Raw genomic sequence first — 17,521 nt, 5'->3', positions numbered from 1 at the left:
GCATTTTCCCAATTGCGCCTTAATGTGGCGTCATTCCGCGTTGCACATTGCGGCGGTTCTGGCTAGAGAATGTGCAACGAATGGACATGCTTGGTTTTTGTGCATGATTAATGTGACCAAACTGGCCGCACCTCTCGATGTCGGTGGCGTGAGTATCCGCAATCGCGTTTTCCTCGCGCCGATGTCGGGAATTACGGATGAGCCCTTCAGGCGCCGTGCCCATGCGCATGGCGCGGGTCTTGTCGTGTCCGAAATGGTGGCCAGCGGGGAGCTCGCCAAGGGCCGGGCGGGTTTCGACCTGCGCATACGACATTCAGGCTTGCCGGTCCACATGGTGCAGCTTGCCGGCCGCGAGGCGATCCATATGGCCGAAGGCGCGCGTATAGCTGCCGGCGAGGGCGCCGACATCATCGACATCAACATGGGCTGCCCAGCCAAGAAGGTTACCGGCGGCTATGCCGGCTCGGCGCTGATGCTCGATCTTGATCATGCGCTATCGCTGATCGAAGCCGTGGTCGGAGCGGTCAAGGTGCCGGTGACGGTCAAGATGCGGTTGGGCTGGGACGAAGATGCCCTCAACGCGCCCACACTTGCGCGACGCGCCGAACAGGCCGGTGTCACGATGGTAACGGTGCACGGCCGCACGCGCTGCCAGTTCTATCAGGGCAAGGCCGACTGGCGTGCGATCGCTCGCGTCAAAGAGGCCGTATCCATTCCGGTGGTCGCCAATGGCGATGTCTGCTCCCCGGCCGAGGCGGCCGCCATTCTCGATCAGTCCGGCGCCGATGCGGTGATGGTCGGCCGCGCGCATTATGGCGCGCCCTGGATCGCCGGTGGCATTGCTGCTGCGGCAGCCGGTGAAACGGCGGCCAACGTGCCGCAGAATCCCGCCGTATTGGCCGATTACGTCGTCGCGCACTACGAGGACATGCTGGCGCTTTATGGTGTCGAGAGCGGCTTGCGCCAAGCGCGCAAGCATCTGGGCTGGTATCTCGATCGCCATGCTGGTGGCGTCGCCGACGACAGCCGGAAGGCGATCCTGACCGCGTTCGAACCGGCCCGCGTCATCGCCCTGCTGCGCGATGTGTTTTCGCGCCATCCGCAACCCTTGAAGCTGCGGAGCGCCGCATGAACGCCACCGCTGGCCAGGGCGCTGATAGGGCGAATGCCGCCCAGATCGTCCTCAACACCATCCGTCGCCCGGTGATCATGATCAGCGAGGAAGGATTCATCACCTTCGCCAACGCCGATGCCGAGGATTTCTTTCGCGCGAGCGCGACCATGCTGGCGCGCAACACCCTGTCCAAGCTCATTCCCTTCGGCAGCCCGTTGTTGACGCTGGTCGACCAGGTGCGTGAGCGACGGGCTCCAGTCAACGAGTACCGGGTCGACGTGTCGTCGCCACGCCTCGGCATCGAGAAGGTGGTCGATCTCTATGCCGCGCCGGTGACGGAATTCCCGGGCTCCGTCGTGGTGATGTTCCAGGAACGGTCGATGGCCGACAAGATCGACCGGCAGATGACGCATCGCGGTGCCGCGCGCTCGGTGACCGGCCTGGCGGCGATGCTGGCGCATGAGATCAAGAACCCGCTCTCCGGCATCCGCGGCGCCGCCCAATTGCTCGAACTGTCCGCCTCCGACGAGGACCGCGCGCTGACCCGGCTGATCACCGACGAGACCGACCGCATCGTGTCGCTGGTCGATCGCATGGAGGTATTTTCCGACGAGCGGCCGATCGACCGCTACCCTGTCAACATCCATGTCGTGCTCGACCATGTGAAGGCGATCGCCAAGAATGGTTTTGCAAAGAGAATCAAGATTCTGGAGGACTATGATCCGTCGTTGCCTCCGGTATTCGCCAACCGTGACCAACTCATCCAGGTGTTCCTCAACCTGATCAAGAATGCCGCCGAGGCGATCGGCAGCGACCCACAGGGCGAGATCGTACTGTCGACCGCCTTCAGGCCAGGTATTCGCGTTTCCGTTCCAGGCACACAGGACCGCGTGTCGCTGCCGCTGGAGTTCTGCGTGCGCGACAACGGCTCCGGCGTCTCGGAGGATATCCTGCCTATCCTGTTCGATCCCTTCATCACCACCAAGCCGAACGGCTCGGGGCTGGGGCTGGCGCTCGTCGCCAAGATCGTCGGCGAGCATGGCGGCATCATCGAATGCGATTCGACCCCGCGCCCGCGCGCGACGACCTTCCGCGTCCTGATGCCGGCCTGGAAGGAAACCGCGCATGGCGGCGATCAAGACGCTGAAGGAGACCGCAAATGAGCGCACGCGGCAATATTCTCGTCGCCGACGACGACGCGGCGATCCGCACGGTGCTCAATCAGGCGCTCTCCCGCGTCGGTCACGAGGTGCGCGTCACCTCCAATGCCTCGACATTGTGGCGTTGGGTGGCGGCTGGCGAGGGCGACCTCGTCATCACCGACGTGGTAATGCCGGACGAGAACGCCTTCGACATGCTGCCGCGCATCAAGAAGGCGCGGCCGGAGCTGCCCGTTATCGTCATGAGCGCGCAAAACACTTTCATGACGGCGATTCGCGCCTCCGAAACCGGCGCGTACGAATATCTGCCAAAACCCTTCGATCTGACCGAGCTCCTCAACATCGTCAACCGGGCGCTGTCGGAGCCGCGACGGCCGAAGATCGATGCGCGGCCGGAAGAGCAGCCCGAAACGATGCCGCTGGTCGGCCGCTCGGCGGCCATGCAGGACATCTACCGCATGCTGGCGCGCATGATGCAGACCGACCTGACGGTGATGATCTCGGGCGAATCCGGCACCGGTAAGGAACTGGTGGCGCGCGCGCTGCATGAGTATGGCCGTCGCCGTGGCGGCCCTTTCGTTGCCATTAACATGGCGGCAATTCCGCGCGATCTCATCGAATCGGAGCTGTTCGGGCACGAGAAGGGCGCTTTCACCGGTGCTCAGAACCGGTCCACCGGCCGCTTCGAGCAGGCCGAGGGCGGCACGCTGTTCCTCGACGAGATCGGCGACATGCCGATGGAGGCGCAGACGCGCCTGCTGCGCGTGCTGCAACAGGGCGAGTACACGACGGTTGGCGGCCGCACGCCGATCAAGACCGACGTGCGCATCGTCGCAGCCACCAACAAGGATCTGCGCACGCTCATCAATCAGGGGTTGTTCCGCGAGGATCTGTTCTATCGCCTTAACGTCGTGCCGCTCAGGCTGCCGGCGTTGCGCGAGCGTTCCGAGGACGTGCCAGATCTCGTGCGTCACTTCTTCAAGCTCGGCGAGATGGAGGGGCTGCAGACCAAGCGCATCTCGTCCGGCGGTATCGAACTGATGAAGCGGTATCCGTGGCCGGGCAACGTGCGTGAACTGGAAAACCTCGTTCGCCGGCTGGCCGCGCTCTATTCGCAGGATGAGATCTCCGCCGAAATCATCGAGGCGGAGCTGAAGACCGGCGAGCGTCCCGTGGTGCCCGGCGGCGGCAACCTCATTCCCGACGACCTATCGATCGGCCAGGCGGTGGAGCACTTCCTGCAGCGCTATTTCGCCTCGTTCGCCGGCGAACTGCCACCCGCTGGCCTCTATCAGCGCATCCTGTCCGAGGTCGAATATCCGCTGGTGCTGGCCTCGATGACGGCAACCCGCGGCAACCAGATCAAGGCCGCGGAACTGCTGGGGCTGAACCGTAATACGCTGCGCAAGAAGATTCGCGAACTGGGCGTCAACGTCTACAAATCATCGCGGCCGGGCTGAGCGCTGATCCGACATCGCCTCTTTTCGGGGGACTAAACGGCGAAAGATTTCCGTCGTTGTCACACTTGTTGCATAATCGCCACAATGCGTTGCATAGATCGGACGCAATCACTGGCTCCAGACGGCGACATGGCTCCGCAGGCACCGACCCTCAACAAACAGCTTTTCAGTGAACCCGGCGCGCGCGACGGGCGCCGCCTGCTGGCGCTGCCCGGCGTGGTTGCGGTCGGCGGAGCGTTGGTCATGGCGGCCATTTCATTCGCCATCCTGGTCGGTGCAACGCCGATTGCGCCAGACGCCAAGACGACATGGGCGCTGATCGGGCTCAATGCCGCTTTCGTCCTCGTTCTCATCGCGCTGGTCGGACGCGAGGTGCATCGCATCGTCATGGCGCGCCGTCATGGCAAGGCGGCCTCGCGGCTGCATGTGCGCATCGTCGCCATGTTCGCGCTGGTTGCAGCCATTCCCGCCATCATGGTGGCGATCATCGCCTCGATAACGCTCGATATCGGCCTCGACCGCTGGTTCGAGATTCGCACCAAGACGATCGTCAATTCTTCGCTATCGATCGCCGACGCCTATGTGCAGGAAAATGCCCGCAACCTGCAGGGCACGACATTGTCGATGGCTTATGACCTCGATGCGTCCCGCACGCTGTATGGTCTTGATCGGACTGGTTTTCTTGATCTGATGAATAAGGAATCCGTGGGGCGTGGACTGGCCCATGCCGCGCTGATCAAGCCCGACGGTTCTTTCGTCATGAGCGCCAAGACCGATGCCGATTTCGCCATGCCGGAACCGCCCGAAGGTGCGGTCAGCAGCGCCAGCGACGGCAAGCCGGTTCTGATCGAACCGCGCACCCGCAACATCATGGGCGCCATCGTCAAGTTGCGCGAGATCGAGGGGCTCTATCTCTACACCATCCGCCTTGTTGATCCCGAGGTGATCAAGGCGCGGCAGATCGTCAGGTCCAACACGGACGAGTATCGCAATCTCGAAGACAACAGGCGCACCTCGCAGGTTGCCTTCGCGCTGCCTTACCTGTCGCTGACGCTGATCATCATCCTGTCGGCAATCTGGACCGGCATTGCCGTCGCCGACCGTCTTGTGCGCCCCATCCGCCAGCTCATCGGTGCCGCCGACGAGGTCGCGACCGGCAATCTCGACGTCGCGGTGCCCGTCAGGCCTTCGGACGGCGATGTCGCCTCGCTCGGCGACACGTTCAACAAGATGCTGCTGGAGTTGAAATCGCAGCGCAACGAAATCCTGTCGGCAAAGGACCTGATCGACGAGCGGCGGCGCTTTTCGGAGGCCGTGCTCGCGGGCGTCACCGCGGGCGTCATCGGCGTCGATCCCTACGGCATCATCACCATCGTCAACCGTTCGGCCGAATCGATGCTGGCCATCTCCGCCAGCGCCGCGCTCGGCCAGAACCTTTCCGCCATTCTGCCGCATGTCGGCCGCGTCTTCGAGATCGGCCGCAAATCCGGCAAGCCGGTCTACCGCGAGCAGGTGACCTTCTATCGCGCCGGCGCCGAGCGGACCTTCAATGTCCAGATCACCATCGAGGCTGGCGACGACGGCTCCGAGGAAAAATCCTATGTCGTGACGGTCGACGACATTACCGACCTGGTCCAGGCCCAGCGCTCTTCCGCCTGGGCCGACGTGGCGCGCCGCATTGCCCACGAGATCAAGAATCCGCTGACGCCGATCCAGCTATCGGCCGAACGCATCAAGCGCCGCTATGGCAAGGTCATCACCGAGGATCGCGAGGTCTTCGACCAGTGTACCGACACGATCATTCGGCAGGTCGAGGACATCGGCCGCATGGTCGATGAATTCTCGGCTTTCGCACGCATGCCCAAACCCGAGATGAAGGCCATAGACCTGCGCGAAGCGCTGCGCGAGGCTTCGTTCCTGGTCGAAGTCAGCCGCGCGGACATTATCTTCGAACGGATATTCGGCAACGAGCCGCTGAAGGGCACTTTCGACAGCCGGCTGATGGCGCAGGCCTTCGGCAATGTGATCAAGAACGCCGCCGAGGCAATCGACGGGCTGGAACAAAAGGACGGTTCGCACGGCATAATCCGGATTCAAGCCGGCCGTCAGAATGGCGCAATTCGAATCGACGTCATCGACAATGGCAAGGGCCTACCGCGCGAGAATCGCCAACGGCTGCTCGAGCCTTATATGACCACACGCGAGAAGGGGACCGGGCTTGGTCTCGCTATCGTCAAGAAGATCGTGGAAGACCATGGCGGCAGGCTGGAACTCCATGATGCGCCCGCGGATTTCCATGGCGGGCGCGGCGCGATGATCAGCATCATCCTGCCGCCTGCGGCCGGCGCGCCACCGCGCGGCGAAAGCAGGGCGGAACACGAAAGAGAAACTGAAAAGGTCGGTAATGGCGTCTGATATTCTCATCGTCGACGACGAGGAAGACATCCGCGAGCTCGTCGCAGGCATCCTGAGCGACGAAGGTCACGAAACCCGTACGGCATTCGATGCCGACAGCGCGCTGGCGGCCATCGCCGATCGGGCGCCGAGGCTGATTTTCCTCGACATCTGGCTGCAGGGCTCGCGTCTGGACGGGCTGGCCTTGCTCGACGAGATCAAGACCATGCACCCGAACCTGCCGGTGGTGATGATCTCCGGTCACGGCAACATCGAAACAGCAGTCTCCGCCATCCGGCGCGGCGCCTATGACTTCATCGAAAAGCCGTTCAAGGCCGACAGGCTGATCCTTATCGCCGAGCGTGCGCTCGAGACTTCGAAGTTGCGGCGCGAGGTTTCCGATCTCAAGCAGCGCAGCGGCGAGACTTTCGACCTGATCGGCATGTCGTCGGCGATGAGCCAGCTGCGCCAGACCATCGAGCGCGTCGCGCCGACCAACAGCCGTGTGATGATCGTTGGCCCTTCCGGGTCGGGCAAAGAACTGGCGGCACGCGCCATCCATACACTGTCGGCGCGCAAGGGCGCACCGTTCGTGACGCTGAGCGCCGCCAACATCACGCCCGAACGCATGGAGATCGAGCTGTTCGGTACCGAATCGAACGGCACCGAGCGCAAGGTCGGTGCACTCGAGGAGGCCCATCGCGGCATTCTCTATATCGACGAAGTGGCCGATATGCCGCGCGAGACGCAGAACAAGATCCTGCGCGTTCTGGTCGAACAGCAGTTCGAGCGGGTAGGGGGCACCAAACGGGTCAAGGTCGACGTCCGCATCATCTCCTCGACCTCGCAGAACCTGGAAGCCATGATTGCCGACGGCCGTTTCCGGGAGGATCTTTACCACCGTCTGGCCGTGGTGCCGGTCATGGTGCCGGGCCTGGCCGAACGGCGCGAGGATATTCCCTATCTCGTCGATAATTTTATGAAGCAGATCGCCCGCCAGGCCGGCATAAAACCGCGCCGCATCGGCGATGACGCGCTGGCCGTGCTGCAGGCGCATAACTGGCCGGGCAACGTCCGCCAGTTGCGCAACAATGTCGAGCGCCTGATGATCCTGGCGCGTGGCGACGATGTCGATGCGCCGATCACCGCTGACCTTCTGCCTTCCGAGATCGGCGATGTCATGCCACGCACGCCCAATCAATCCGACCAGCACATCATGGCGCTGCCGCTGCGCGAGGCGCGTGAACAGTTCGAGAAGGACTATCTGATCGCCCAGATCAACCGGTTTGGCGGCAACATCTCCAAGACCGCCGAATTCATCGGCATGGAACGCTCAGCACTGCATCGCAAGCTGAAGTCGCTGGGCGTCTGACGCGCGACATCCAATCAGCCGCGCCTGGGCCAAGCATTTGCCGGTTACGGCCAAGGCGGAATCGCATAAGAAAGCCCGAGAGTTTTCCAGGGGTCGCCAATGCCGCGCATTGCCTATGTCAACGGGCGCTACGTCGCTCATGCGGACGCCGCCGTCCACATCGAGGACCGCGGCTACCAGTTCGCCGATGGCGTCTACGAGGTCTGCGAGGTGGCCCGTGGCTTCATCGTCGACATGCCACGCCACCTTGCCCGGCTCAACCGCTCGCTGACCGAACTGTCGATCGCCTGGCCGATCGCACGCAACGTGCTGCCGCTCATCCTGCGCGAGGTGGTCAACCGCAACCATGTCGTGAACGGCCTAGTCTATGTCCAGGTGACGCGCGGCGTCGCCAGCCGCGACTTCGTCTTCCCTTCGGCGGACATCAAGCCGTCCCTGGTGGTGACCGCGAGGAAGGCCGATCCCGCCGCAGGCACCAAACGCGCCGAAACTGGCATTGCCGTCATCACCGTGCCCGAGAATCGCTGGGATCGCGTTGACATCAAGAGCGTCGGCCTGCTGCCCAACGTCCTGGCCAAACAGAAGGCGAAGGAAGCCGGCGCGCAGGAAGCCTGGTTCGTCGACACCGATGGCAACGTCAAGGAAGGTGGCTCGTCGAACGCCTGGATCATCACCAGGGATGGCGTCCTGGTAACGAGGCCGGCCGAGCACGGTATCCTGCGCGGCATCACCCGCACCACCATGTTCGAGGTGGCGGCCAAGCTCGGCTTGAAGATCGAGGAGCGTGGCTTTTCCGTTGCCGAAGCCAAGGCGGCAAAGGAAGCCTTCATCAGTTCCGCGACGACAATTGCGATGCCTATCGTGGCTATCGACGGCGATCCGGTCGCCAATGGGCACCCCGGATCAATAACACTTTCGTTGCGGCAGGCCTTTTTTGACATTGCGGAAAAAAGTCCAGCCTGATAACCGCACAGGTGGAATGAACATCAATATATCTCGTTCTGCTTGTCGTTACTGACGGCAAGACGATGTTTGCGCGCTTGACATGGGCCCGACAATTTGGCGCATTGGCTTGCAAACCGAAGGGGATCGGCGAAAGACAAGAACAATGGCGGAACGATCGCAAAACCTTCAGGACCTGTTCCTGAATTCAGTTCGCAAGAGCAAGAACCCGCTCACCATCTTTCTCATCAACGGCGTGAAGCTGACCGGCGTGGTCACTTCGTTCGACAATTTCTGTGTCCTTTTGCGCCGCGACGGTCACTCTCAGCTCGTCTACAAGCACGCCATTTCCACGATCATGCCGAGCCAGCCGGTTCAGATGTTCGATGGCGAGGAAAGCCAGGGCGCCTGATTGGCACGTGAGAAAGACGCGGACGGCACGGTCCGCGGAAAACCAGCGCACGATCCCGGGACGGAAGCCAAGGGTCCAACCCGGGCCGTTGTCATCGTCCCGGTCCTGACCCGCCAGCCACGCAGTGACGACGAGACCAATCGTCCGCGGCTGACGCGTTCGGCCGACGCGCGCCACGACGAGGCGGTCGGCCTCGCCAGCGCCATCAATCTCGATCCGGTCCACACGGCTGTGGTGACGGTCAACGACCCGCGCCCGGCGACCTTGCTCGGCAGCGGCAAGGTCGAAGAGTTCGCCGAAATCGTCAAGGAGAACCGCGCGGAGCTGGTCATCGTCGACCATCCGCTGACCCCGGTGCAGCAGCGCAATCTGGAAAAGGAATTCAACGCCAAGGTGCTGGACCGCACCGGCCTGATCCTGGAAATCTTCGGCGAGCGCGCCCGCACCAAGGAAGGCACGCTGCAGGTCGAGTTGGCGCATCTGAACTACCAGAAGGGCCGGCTCGTGCGCAGCTGGACCCACCTTGAACGCCAGCGCGGCGGCGCCGGGTTTCTCGGCGGCCCCGGCGAAACGCAGATCGAGTCCGACCGGCGGCAGCTGCAGGAAAAGATCATCAAGCTGAAGCACGAGCTGGAAACAGTGCGGCGCACACGCGACCTGCACCGGGCCAAGCGCAAGAAGGTGCCGTTCCCGGTGGTGGCGATCGTCGGCTACACCAATGCCGGCAAGTCGACGCTGTTCAACAAGCTGACCGGGGCGGGGGTGTTGGCGCAGGACATGCTGTTCGCCACGCTCGATCCGACGCTTCGCCGCGTGCGTCTGCCACATGGCACGCCGATCATCCTGTCGGACACTGTCGGTTTCATCTCCGACCTGCCGACGCATCTGATCGCCGCTTTTCGCGCCACTCTGGAAGAGGTGGTCGAGGCCGATCTCGTCATCCATCTGCGCGATATTTCCGATCCCGACACGGCAGCGCAAGCCGAGGACGTCGAGCGCATCCTGGCCGGCCTTGGCGTCGATGCCAGTGACACGAAGCGTGTGATCGAAGTCTGGAACAAGATCGACCGACTCGACGAAGGCAACAGGAGCCGGCTGCTTGCCGATGCAGCCGACGGCATCAAGGGTCCGCCGATCGCCATATCGGCGGTGACCGGCGAAGGCATCGAAGCGCTGAAGACGATCATCGAGACACGGATGGCCGGCGAGATCGAGGACCTGACGGTGACGATCGAGCCAGCCCAATTCGGTCTTGTCGATTGGCTTTACCGCAATGGCGATGTCGTTTCGCGCACCGACAATGATGACGGCAGCGCCACCATCTCGCTCAAGGCCACGCGGAGCGCCCGCGAAGAGATAGAGAGCCGATTGCGCCGCAAGAACAACGGGTAGATCGGAGCAATTCCAGGAAAAGTCTAGCCGTTTCCCGTCTGGAATTGCTGGTCTATAGGCCTACTTTACGCCCTTGGCTTCCTGCCAGAGCACTTCCATCTCCGCCAGATCAGCGTTTTCCAGCGTGTTGCCGGACTTTTCCAGGGCCTGCTCGACATAGTGGAAGCGCGACCGGAATTTTTCGTTGGTGCCGCTCAACGCGGCTTCCGAATCGAGCTTGAGGTGCCGGCCGAGGTTGACGACGGCAAACAGCATGTCGCCGAACTCATCCTTGATCGACGCCGTGTCGCCCTTGGCCAGCGCTTCGCGCAGTTCGCCGATCTCTTCCTCGATCTTGTCGAGGATCGGGGCCGCCTCGCTCCAGTCGAAGCCCACACGGGCAGCTTTCTCCTGAAGTTTCAGCGCCCGCGTCAAGGCGGGCAGGGCGACTGGAACGCTGTCCAGAAACCCCTTGCCGTTGTCTTCGGGGTCGAGGCCCCGGTTGAGGCGAGCCTGCCGCTTCTCAGCCTTCTCCTGCGCCTTGATCTTTTCCCACATGCCTTTGGCCATGCCGGCGCTGCGGGTCTTTTCGTCGCCGAAGACGTGCGGATGGCGGCGGATCATCTTGGTGGTGATGGCCTCAACCACGTCGCCGAAGGTGAATTCGCCGGCTTCCTCGGCCATCTGCGCGTGGTAGACGACCTGCAGCAGGAGATCGCCGAGTTCGTCGCGCAGGTCGTCGAGGTCGCCGCGCGCGATGGCATCCGCCACCTCATAGGCTTCCTCGATCGTATAGGGGGCGATGGTCGAGAAATCCTGCTCGATGTCCCACGGGCAGCCCGTCTTCGGCGCGCGCAGTGCCGCCATGATCTCGATCAGCCGCGAAATGTCTTTCGATGGTGTCATGGTAGCGGATGCTATCCTGCGGCCGCCGCGCGGCCAATGCTGTCAGCCGGCGAGGGCGCCTTGTCCACAGGTGAGCCGCTTCAGTCGAGTACGGAGACGATGGCCTTGGCGAGGTCATCCATGCCGTCTTCGGGCAGTCCGGCGACATTGATGCGGCTGTCGCCGACCATGTAGATGCCACGTTCGATGCGCAGCCGCTCGACCTGCGCTTCCGTGAGGCCAAGCCGCGAGAACATGCCGCGATGGCTGGCGACGAAGTCGAAGCGGTCGGAGTTGGATTGCCGGCGCAGTGCCTCCGCAAACTGGACACGAAGACGGAGCATGCGCAGGCGCATCTCTTCCAGCTCTGCTTCCCAGTCGGTACGCAAGGCGGCGTCTTCCAGCACGATGCGCACCGCCGCCGCCCCATGGTCCGGCGGCATCGAATACATGGCGCGTGCCGCCGACAGCATCTGGCTCATCGCCATATCGGCCTGCGCGCCGTCCCTGGCCAGGACCATTGCCGCGCCGACACGATCGCGGTAGACGGCAAAATTCTTCGAGCAACTGGACGCGACAACCATTTCGGGAACTTTCGCCGCCAGCAGCCGCAAGCCGAGGGCGTCGGCCTCGAGACCGTCACCGAAGCCCTGGTAGGCGATGTCGACAAACGGCAGCAGGCCATGCTCGACGACCAGTTCGGCAACGGCAGCCCACTGGGCAGCATCCAGGTTGGCGCCGGTCGGGTTATGGCAGCAGCCATGCAGCAGCACCACGTCGCCGCTCTTGGCCGTCCGCAGCGCCGCCAGCATGTCTTCGAAACGAACCGCGCCCGAGGCCGCATCGAAATAGGGGTATTCGCGGATCTGCAGCCCGGCGGCGCGCATCACCGGCATATGGTTCGGCCAGGTCGGGTTCGACAGCCAGACGGTTGCGTCCGCGCGCGTCCGCTTGAGCAGTTCCGCCACAAGCCGCAGCGCCCCGGAGCCGCCGGGCGCCTGCGCCGCACGAATGCGCGACATGTCCGCGCCCGGGCCGAAGGCGAGCTTGGCCATCACCATGTTGAACCCGGTGTCGCCGGCAAGTCCGAGATAGGTCTTGGTATCCTGGTCCTGCAGCAGCCGCTTTTCGGCTTCGCGCACTGCACGCATCACCGGCGTCTTGCCGTCGCGAACCTTGTAGACGCCGACCCCAAGGTCGACTTTGTTGGGACGCGGATCCGCGCGATAGAGGCCGATCAGGGCAAGAATCTTGTCGGCGGGAGCTGGCTGAAGATCTTCGAACATCGCTATGGTTCCGTTGGCGCGGCGGAGTGATACGCAAATCGAGCGCGCTTCACCAGCGGTTTTGGTTACGTCAAGGCAAAAACCGGCACCTGACCGTGCCGCTTTCAACGGCTCGAGGGAAGGCACGCTCTATGCTCGTACGGCTGACGATGATCTGCAACGGTGCCACGGCCGCGACCCGGCAGGGTGCGTTCCCGGAGGATGAGCCGCTGGAGCCGCGATCGCTGACGCTGGCGAAGGCTATGCGCGGAACATTGCGCCGTGCCGACCGCGTGTGGACAGCCCCGGCGCTTCGTGCCCGGCAGACCGCCGAGGCGCTGGCATTGGACGCATCGGTTGAACCGCTTCTGGCCGATCGATACCATGGCCGATGGGCCGGCGGGCGTTTCGAGGACGTGCAGACGGAGCAGCCCGCCGACATCACCGCCTGGCTCACGGACCCCAATGCGGCGCCGCACGGTGGCGAGTCGCTTGCCGATGTCGCAGGCAGGGCTTCGGACTTGATGGGGCGACTGATCGCCGAGCATGGCCACACAATCGCAGTGACGCACGCCAGCATCATCCGCGCCGCGATCCTGCATGTGCTTGGTGCGCCGCTTACCGCCGGCGGGAAGATCGACATCGAGCCGCTCAGCATCACCGATTTTCGCAGCGACGGCCGCAGGTGGGTGTTGCGTGCCTGCGGCGTAACTGTGCCCAAACCGGCAACACCGCTTCGGGCCTGACAGCGCTCTACGAAGCCCAGGCGAGGCGAGGGCACCGAACGTACTCCGGCAAACCCGGATAATAATAATAGCGCTGCCGGGATTAAAATCCCCACATGCTCCGTAAACAGGGCATGAAACGGTCGATGCCACGCTTCGATATTGTTGGACAGCTCGGGCCGCTGCGGCGTTACGCCCAGTCGCTGACGCGTAACAATGCGGAAGCCGAGGACCTCGTGCATGACGCGCTGGTGCGCGCCTATGAGCGGCGCGGCACCTTTCGCTCCGGCGGAAACCTGCGGGCGTGGCTGCTCTCGATCGTCCACAACGCGTTTGTTGACCGCATGCGCTCGCGCCGCTCGGAAGCGCTGCGTGTCGAACAGGCCAGATATCTTGCTGCCGCCAGCACACCGGCGCCGCAGGAGCACTCGGTGCGCCTGGCGCAGGTGCGGGACGCGTTTTTCAACCTGCCGGAAGAACAGCGTTCGGCGCTGCATCTGGTCGCCATCGAAGGGCTTTCCTATCAGCAGGCGGCCAATGCCACCGGTGTGCCGCTGGGCACGCTGATGTCGCGCATCGGCCGGGCGCGCGCCGCCTTGCGCCAGATGGAAGACGCCGCCCCGACGTGCGGCAAAAATCATCTCAGGATTGTGGGAGGCGACTCATGACCGCTCTTGTCGACCCCGTGACCGACACCGACCTCGATGCCTATGTCGACGACCAGCTTGATGTCACCCGCCGCATCGAGGTCGAGGCCTTCCTGTCGATCCGCCCGGAGGCGGCCGCGCGCGTAATGTCGGATCTCAGGACCCGCGATGAACTGCGTGTTGCGCTCGCCGGCTCGAAAGGCATGGCGCGGCCGGCGACCGCTGATGCGGCCCGCCGGTTGGAGAGGGGGCTTGCCCGCGGCCGAATCTTCGGCGTCTTGCAGCGCGCTGCCGCCGTTGCGGCCTTCGTTGCCGCCGGCTGGCTGGCGAACGGCATAATCGGGCCGATGTCGGTGACCAAGGTCGTCGCTTCGCCGCAGCCGCCTGCCTATGTCGACGATGCGGTGCGGGCACACAGGACGACGCTGGTGCGCGAAACCATGCCCTCGCAGCAGGAAGCACCCAACTACAATGCCGGCGAGATCCGTGCAGCGACCGCGATCGTCATGCCTTCGCTGCCCAAGGACTGGAAGGTGCGCGACGTGCAGGTCTATCCGTCACGTTTCGGCCCGAGCGTCGAGATGGCGGCTGATACCACGGACATGGGCCTGGTGTCGCTGTTTGCGATCCGGCCGGGAACCTTCGACGTGGTCAAGCCGACCATTGCGCTCTCAGGCGACATTTCCGCGGCCTACTTCCAGATCGGCGAGGTCGCCTATGCGGTGGTCGCGCGCAGCGGGGTTCATGATCTCGACCGCGCCGCCGAGACGCTCGCCAAAACGCTTTACTGACCGATCCACGCTTTACTGACCGATTCACAAAGGAGAACCCAATGAATACCCCCAATCTGGGATACCGCGTGGGAACGGGCACCCAAACCGGTGCCATGTACGACGAGGGCCTGCGGCAGCACATGCTGCGCGTCTACAACTATATGGGTCTCGGCCTCGTGGTCACCGGCCTGGTCGCCTTCATGGTGTCGTCGACGCCGGCGCTCTATGTGCCGATCTTCTCCAGCCCGCTGAAGTGGGTGGTGATGCTGGCGCCGCTCGCCTTCGTCATGCTGTTTTCGTTCAAGATGCAGACCATGTCGGCTGCCAGCGCCCAGATGATGTTCTGGGCGTTCTGCGCGGTGATGGGTCTGTCGCTCGCCTCCGTGTTCCTGGTCTTCACCGGAACCAGCATCGCGCGCACCTTCTTCATTGCCGCCACCATGTTCGGTGCCACCAGCCTTTATGGCTACACGACCAGGCGCGATCTGACGCAGTTCTCGTCGTTCCTGATCATGGGCCTGATCGGCGTGGTGATCGCCAGCATCGTCAACATCTTCCTCGGCTCGACCGCGCTGCAGTTCGCCATCTCGGTGATCGGCATCGCTGTCTTCATCGGCCTGACCGCCTGGGACACGCAGACGATCAAGGAACAGTATGCCGAGAATTTCGATGCCGAATCTCGACAGAAGCTGGCCGTCTTCGGCGCCTTCTCGCTCTATCTGAACTTCATCAACATCTTCCAGCTGCTGCTGAATTTCACTGGCGAGCGCGAGTAACGACTGTCCGCTGTGGGCAAGGGCGAGGATTGTCGTCCTTGATGCGGAGAGGTGGCCGGAGGAGAAATCCTCCGGTCACAATTCGTTCCGGCAAGACCCGGCTACATCTTTGAGTCCCCGAGAGCTTTTGCTAGTCTGCGCGCCGCACCAGCCTTCAACATCGCGCGAGGACATGTGGCAGACAGCCAAACGCTTCATGGCGACGGCATCTCGGCTGTTATAACCGGGCAGGGTGCCGAACTGGTTTCGCTACGGGATGCGCAGGGGTTTGAGTTCCTGTGGCAGGCCGGACCAGCCTGGCGCCGCCATTCTCCAGTGCTGTTCCCGATCGTCGGCCGGCTGAAGAGCGACCAACTGCGCCATCGCGGCAGGACCTATCCGATGACGCAGCACGGCTTCGCGCGCGACAAGCCTTTCGACTGGGCGGAGAGGGGACCTCGATCCTGTACGTTGGTTCTCACCGACGATGCCGACACGCGTGCGCACTACCCCTTCGCCTTTCGGTTGGCCGTGACCTACACGCTGGAGCCCCAGCAGCTCCGTGTGACCTTCGAGATCACCAATACTGGTGACGAGCCGTTACCGGCCTCGATCGGCGCACACCCGGCATTCAATTGGCCGTTGTTGCCGGAATTGCCCAAGGAGGCCTACCGGCTGACCTTTGCCGAGGCCGAACCGGCGCCGATCCGCCGGCTCAAGGATGGCCTACTGCTCCCGAAGTCGTGGCCAACACCGATCAAAGGCAGGACACTGACGCTCTCCGAACGGCTGTTCGACGACGACGCCGTCATCCTGGATCAGCCTGCCGGCACCAGCGTGCGCTATGGGGCCGAGCGTGGTCCGGCGATCGAAATGACATGGTTGGGATTTGAGGAACTGGGCATCTGGTCAAAGCCAGGCGGTGCCCCGTTCCTGTGCATCGAACCCTGGCACGGTATCGCGAGCCCGGTGGACTTCGACGGCGAGTTCAGCGACAAGCTTGGCGTCATGCTGATCGAGCCTACCGCCAAACACGTTCTGACATATCAGATCCGCATCGTCGAGTGAGCAGGGCGCCCGATAGGGTTGGTGATGAATCGTTCCTTTTTGGACAGCCTTTTTAGATCGGTGCACGAGCGAGGTTTCAAACCTGCCGGACGATGGTGCCGATCACATTGACGAGAAGGCGCGCGGCGGTCAGCGCCGACAGGCCGTCAATGTCGGCGGGCGGATAGAACTCGACGAGATCGAATCCGGCGATCCTGGCCCGCTTGCCGAGACCCGCGATCAGATCGATGACCTGCGTGTAGGTGAGGCCGCCGGGCGTGCGCGCCGCCACGCCCGGCATGATGCCTGGGTCGATGCTGTCGCAATCGAGGGTGACGACGACCCGCGCTCCTTCCGGAATATGCCGAAGGGCGGCTTCGACGCCCTGGGCGTGAATCTGGCGTGCGGTCACGAAACGGCTGCCATAGCGCTGTGCCGCTTCGACGTCGGCGATACGTGCGCTGCCGACGCTGCGCAGGCCGACCTGTACGATGCCGGCGACATGCGGCATCTCGCTCGCACGATGCATCGGGCTGGAATAGCCGTAGCGTTCGCCATGGACCTCGTCGCGCCAGTCGATATGGGCGTCGATCTGCAGGACCCAGATCGGTCCATGGTCGGCAAAGCTGGCGAGGAAGGGAATGGTCACGGAACAGTCGCCGCCGAGCAGGATGGGCACGCCCGGCAAGGACAGGATCTCGCGCGTCTTTGCCTCGATACGGGCCCGGTTGCCGGCATTGTCGTGCAGGATGGTCAAGATGTCGCCGGCGTCGATGCAGCAGATCGCCTTGCTGTCGAACAGCGGCCCGCCGAGATCGAAATCCCAGTGCTCGATGAGTGCGGCATCGTCCTGGCTCGCGGCCCGGATCGCGTCGGCGGCCAAGGCATGGCCGCTGCTGTCCTTGCCTGGATAGGTGCTGCCGTGGCCGGCTCCGAAGATAACCGCCCGGGGCGTCTGGCCACTAGCGTGGTGATCGGGAAAGCCCAGGAACGAGGTCGATACGGTCATGATGAACTTTGGAGCCGAACGTGTGCAGGATGGTTGGGATCGGACGAAATCCTACGCCAAGCTGTTCAGGGCGCAAGGTGCCGGCCCGCGCAAGATCGCCAGCGGCGGCTCTTCCACAACCACGTCCGAAAGTCGCATAAGATAGATTATGGAACTTAAACATTTCCCGACGGCTGGGAATTGCCGCTGA

At 63.3% G+C, this 17,521-nt stretch carries 16 protein-coding genes; 13 read left to right on the top strand and 3 right to left on the bottom strand.

What is annotated here, in order from left to right:
* The first annotated feature begins 103 nt into the window (after positions 1-103).
* The 8 genes from dusB (at position 104) to hflX (ending at position 10,246) form a co-directional block, all read left to right on the top strand.
* Positions 104-1,132: a tRNA dihydrouridine synthase DusB gene (gene dusB, locus FJ548_RS12205; protein ID WP_140606863.1), complete on the top strand. Its 1,029-nt coding sequence runs from the start codon at positions 104-106 to the stop codon at positions 1,130-1,132.
* Positions 1,129-2,277, top strand: a complete 1,149-nt coding sequence (locus tag FJ548_RS12200) for a nitrogen regulation protein NR(II) (RefSeq protein ID WP_140606864.1) — start codon at positions 1,129-1,131, stop codon at positions 2,275-2,277. The genes dusB and FJ548_RS12200 overlap by 4 nt, the downstream gene beginning before the upstream one ends.
* Positions 2,274-3,734: a nitrogen regulation protein NR(I) gene (gene ntrC / locus FJ548_RS12195; protein WP_140606865.1), complete on the top strand. Its 1,461-nt coding sequence runs from the start codon at positions 2,274-2,276 to the stop codon at positions 3,732-3,734. The genes FJ548_RS12200 and ntrC overlap by 4 nt, the downstream gene beginning before the upstream one ends.
* 129 nt (positions 3,735-3,863) lie before the next feature.
* Positions 3,864-6,149: a PAS domain-containing sensor histidine kinase gene (locus FJ548_RS12190; protein ID WP_181168783.1), complete on the top strand. Its 2,286-nt coding sequence runs from the start codon at positions 3,864-3,866 to the stop codon at positions 6,147-6,149.
* Positions 6,139-7,500, top strand: coding sequence for a sigma-54 dependent transcriptional regulator (locus tag FJ548_RS12185; protein WP_140606866.1), 1,362 nt, complete (start codon positions 6,139-6,141; stop codon positions 7,498-7,500). Before FJ548_RS12190 ends, FJ548_RS12185 begins: the two co-directional genes overlap by 11 nt.
* Positions 7,501-7,599: 99 nt before the next feature.
* Entirely contained in the window at positions 7,600-8,463 is an 864-nt protein-coding gene (locus tag FJ548_RS12180) for a D-amino-acid transaminase (protein WP_140777977.1), read from the top strand.
* A 145-nt stretch (positions 8,464-8,608) separates the two neighbouring features.
* Complete coding sequence (gene hfq, locus FJ548_RS12175) at positions 8,609-8,854, top strand: RNA chaperone Hfq (protein WP_006202172.1); 246 nt, start codon at positions 8,609-8,611, stop codon at positions 8,852-8,854.
* Positions 8,855-10,246 carry a GTPase HflX gene (hflX, locus tag FJ548_RS12170; RefSeq protein WP_140606869.1) on the top strand — a complete coding sequence of 464 codons (1,392 nt, stop codon included), beginning with the start codon at positions 8,855-8,857 and terminating at the stop codon, positions 10,244-10,246.
* Positions 10,247-10,306: 60 nt separating this feature from the next.
* Here the strand turns inward: hflX and mazG are convergent, their stop codons facing one another.
* Both mazG and FJ548_RS12160 read right to left on the bottom strand, forming a co-directional pair.
* Complete coding sequence (gene mazG / locus FJ548_RS12165; RefSeq protein WP_140606870.1) at positions 10,307-11,131, bottom strand: nucleoside triphosphate pyrophosphohydrolase; 825 nt, start codon at positions 11,129-11,131, stop codon at positions 10,307-10,309.
* Between the two features lie 80 nt (positions 11,132-11,211).
* Positions 11,212-12,396, bottom strand: coding sequence for an amino acid aminotransferase (locus FJ548_RS12160; protein ID WP_140777976.1), 1,185 nt, complete (start codon positions 12,394-12,396; stop codon positions 11,212-11,214).
* Positions 12,397-12,527: 131 nt separating this feature from the next.
* Here FJ548_RS12160 and FJ548_RS12155 point away from each other — a divergent pair, with 131 nt between their 5' ends.
* The 5 genes from FJ548_RS12155 (at position 12,528) to FJ548_RS12135 (ending at position 16,343) form a co-directional block, all read left to right on the top strand.
* Positions 12,528-13,121 (top strand): histidine phosphatase family protein, encoded by a 594-nt coding sequence (locus tag FJ548_RS12155; RefSeq protein WP_140606872.1) that lies wholly within the window; start codon positions 12,528-12,530, stop codon positions 13,119-13,121.
* A gap of 125 nt (positions 13,122-13,246) precedes the next feature.
* On the top strand, positions 13,247-13,768 hold the full coding sequence (locus FJ548_RS12150; RefSeq protein WP_246678634.1) for a sigma-70 family RNA polymerase sigma factor: 522 nt from the start codon (positions 13,247-13,249) through the stop codon (positions 13,766-13,768).
* Positions 13,765-14,538 (top strand): anti-sigma factor, encoded by a 774-nt coding sequence (locus FJ548_RS12145; protein WP_140606874.1) that lies wholly within the window; start codon positions 13,765-13,767, stop codon positions 14,536-14,538. The genes FJ548_RS12150 and FJ548_RS12145 overlap by 4 nt, the downstream gene beginning before the upstream one ends.
* 41 nt (positions 14,539-14,579) lie before the next feature.
* Positions 14,580-15,296 carry a Bax inhibitor-1/YccA family protein gene (locus FJ548_RS12140; protein WP_140606875.1) on the top strand — a complete coding sequence of 239 codons (717 nt, stop codon included), beginning with the start codon at positions 14,580-14,582 and terminating at the stop codon, positions 15,294-15,296.
* A 174-nt stretch (positions 15,297-15,470) separates the two neighbouring features.
* Positions 15,471-16,343 carry an aldose 1-epimerase family protein gene (locus FJ548_RS12135; RefSeq protein WP_140606876.1) on the top strand — a complete coding sequence of 291 codons (873 nt, stop codon included), beginning with the start codon at positions 15,471-15,473 and terminating at the stop codon, positions 16,341-16,343.
* Between the two features lie 76 nt (positions 16,344-16,419).
* Here FJ548_RS12135 and FJ548_RS12130 read toward each other — a convergent pair whose 3' ends face one another.
* Entirely contained in the window at positions 16,420-17,331 is a 912-nt protein-coding gene (locus tag FJ548_RS12130) for an agmatinase (protein WP_140606877.1), read from the bottom strand.
* Positions 17,332-17,521: the final 190 nt, after the last annotated feature.

Origin of the sequence: Mesorhizobium sp. B2-4-17 (genome assembly GCF_006441275.1) — a bacterium.
In the GTDB taxonomy this organism is placed as follows: domain Bacteria; phylum Pseudomonadota; class Alphaproteobacteria; order Rhizobiales; family Rhizobiaceae; genus Mesorhizobium.
The sequence above is the reverse complement of the archived record's forward strand: the minus strand, read 5'-3'. Positions and strand labels throughout refer to the sequence as shown.

Coding starts and splice junctions, on each gene's coding strand:
- dusB (WP_140606863.1), top strand. CDS start 104: ATGATTAATGTGACCAAACTGGCCGCACCTCTCGATGTCGGTGGCGTG.
- FJ548_RS12200 (WP_140606864.1), top strand. CDS start 1,129: ATGAACGCCACCGCTGGCCAGGGCGCTGATAGGGCGAATGCCGCCCAG.
- ntrC (WP_140606865.1), top strand. CDS start 2,274: ATGAGCGCACGCGGCAATATTCTCGTCGCCGACGACGACGCGGCGATC.
- FJ548_RS12190 (WP_181168783.1), top strand. CDS start 3,864: ATGGCTCCGCAGGCACCGACCCTCAACAAACAGCTTTTCAGTGAACCC.
- FJ548_RS12185 (WP_140606866.1), top strand. CDS start 6,139: ATGGCGTCTGATATTCTCATCGTCGACGACGAGGAAGACATCCGCGAG.
- FJ548_RS12180 (WP_140777977.1), top strand. CDS start 7,600: ATGCCGCGCATTGCCTATGTCAACGGGCGCTACGTCGCTCATGCGGAC.
- hfq (WP_006202172.1), top strand. CDS start 8,609: ATGGCGGAACGATCGCAAAACCTTCAGGACCTGTTCCTGAATTCAGTT.
- mazG (WP_140606870.1), bottom strand. CDS start 11,131: ATGACACCATCGAAAGACATTTCGCGGCTGATCGAGATCATGGCGGCA.
- FJ548_RS12160 (WP_140777976.1), bottom strand. CDS start 12,396: ATGTTCGAAGATCTTCAGCCAGCTCCCGCCGACAAGATTCTTGCCCTG.
- FJ548_RS12155 (WP_140606872.1), top strand. CDS start 12,528: ATGCTCGTACGGCTGACGATGATCTGCAACGGTGCCACGGCCGCGACC.
- FJ548_RS12150 (WP_246678634.1), top strand. CDS start 13,247: ATGCCACGCTTCGATATTGTTGGACAGCTCGGGCCGCTGCGGCGTTAC.
- FJ548_RS12145 (WP_140606874.1), top strand. CDS start 13,765: ATGACCGCTCTTGTCGACCCCGTGACCGACACCGACCTCGATGCCTAT.
- FJ548_RS12140 (WP_140606875.1), top strand. CDS start 14,580: ATGAATACCCCCAATCTGGGATACCGCGTGGGAACGGGCACCCAAACC.
- FJ548_RS12130 (WP_140606877.1), bottom strand. CDS start 17,331: ATGACCGTATCGACCTCGTTCCTGGGCTTTCCCGATCACCACGCTAGT.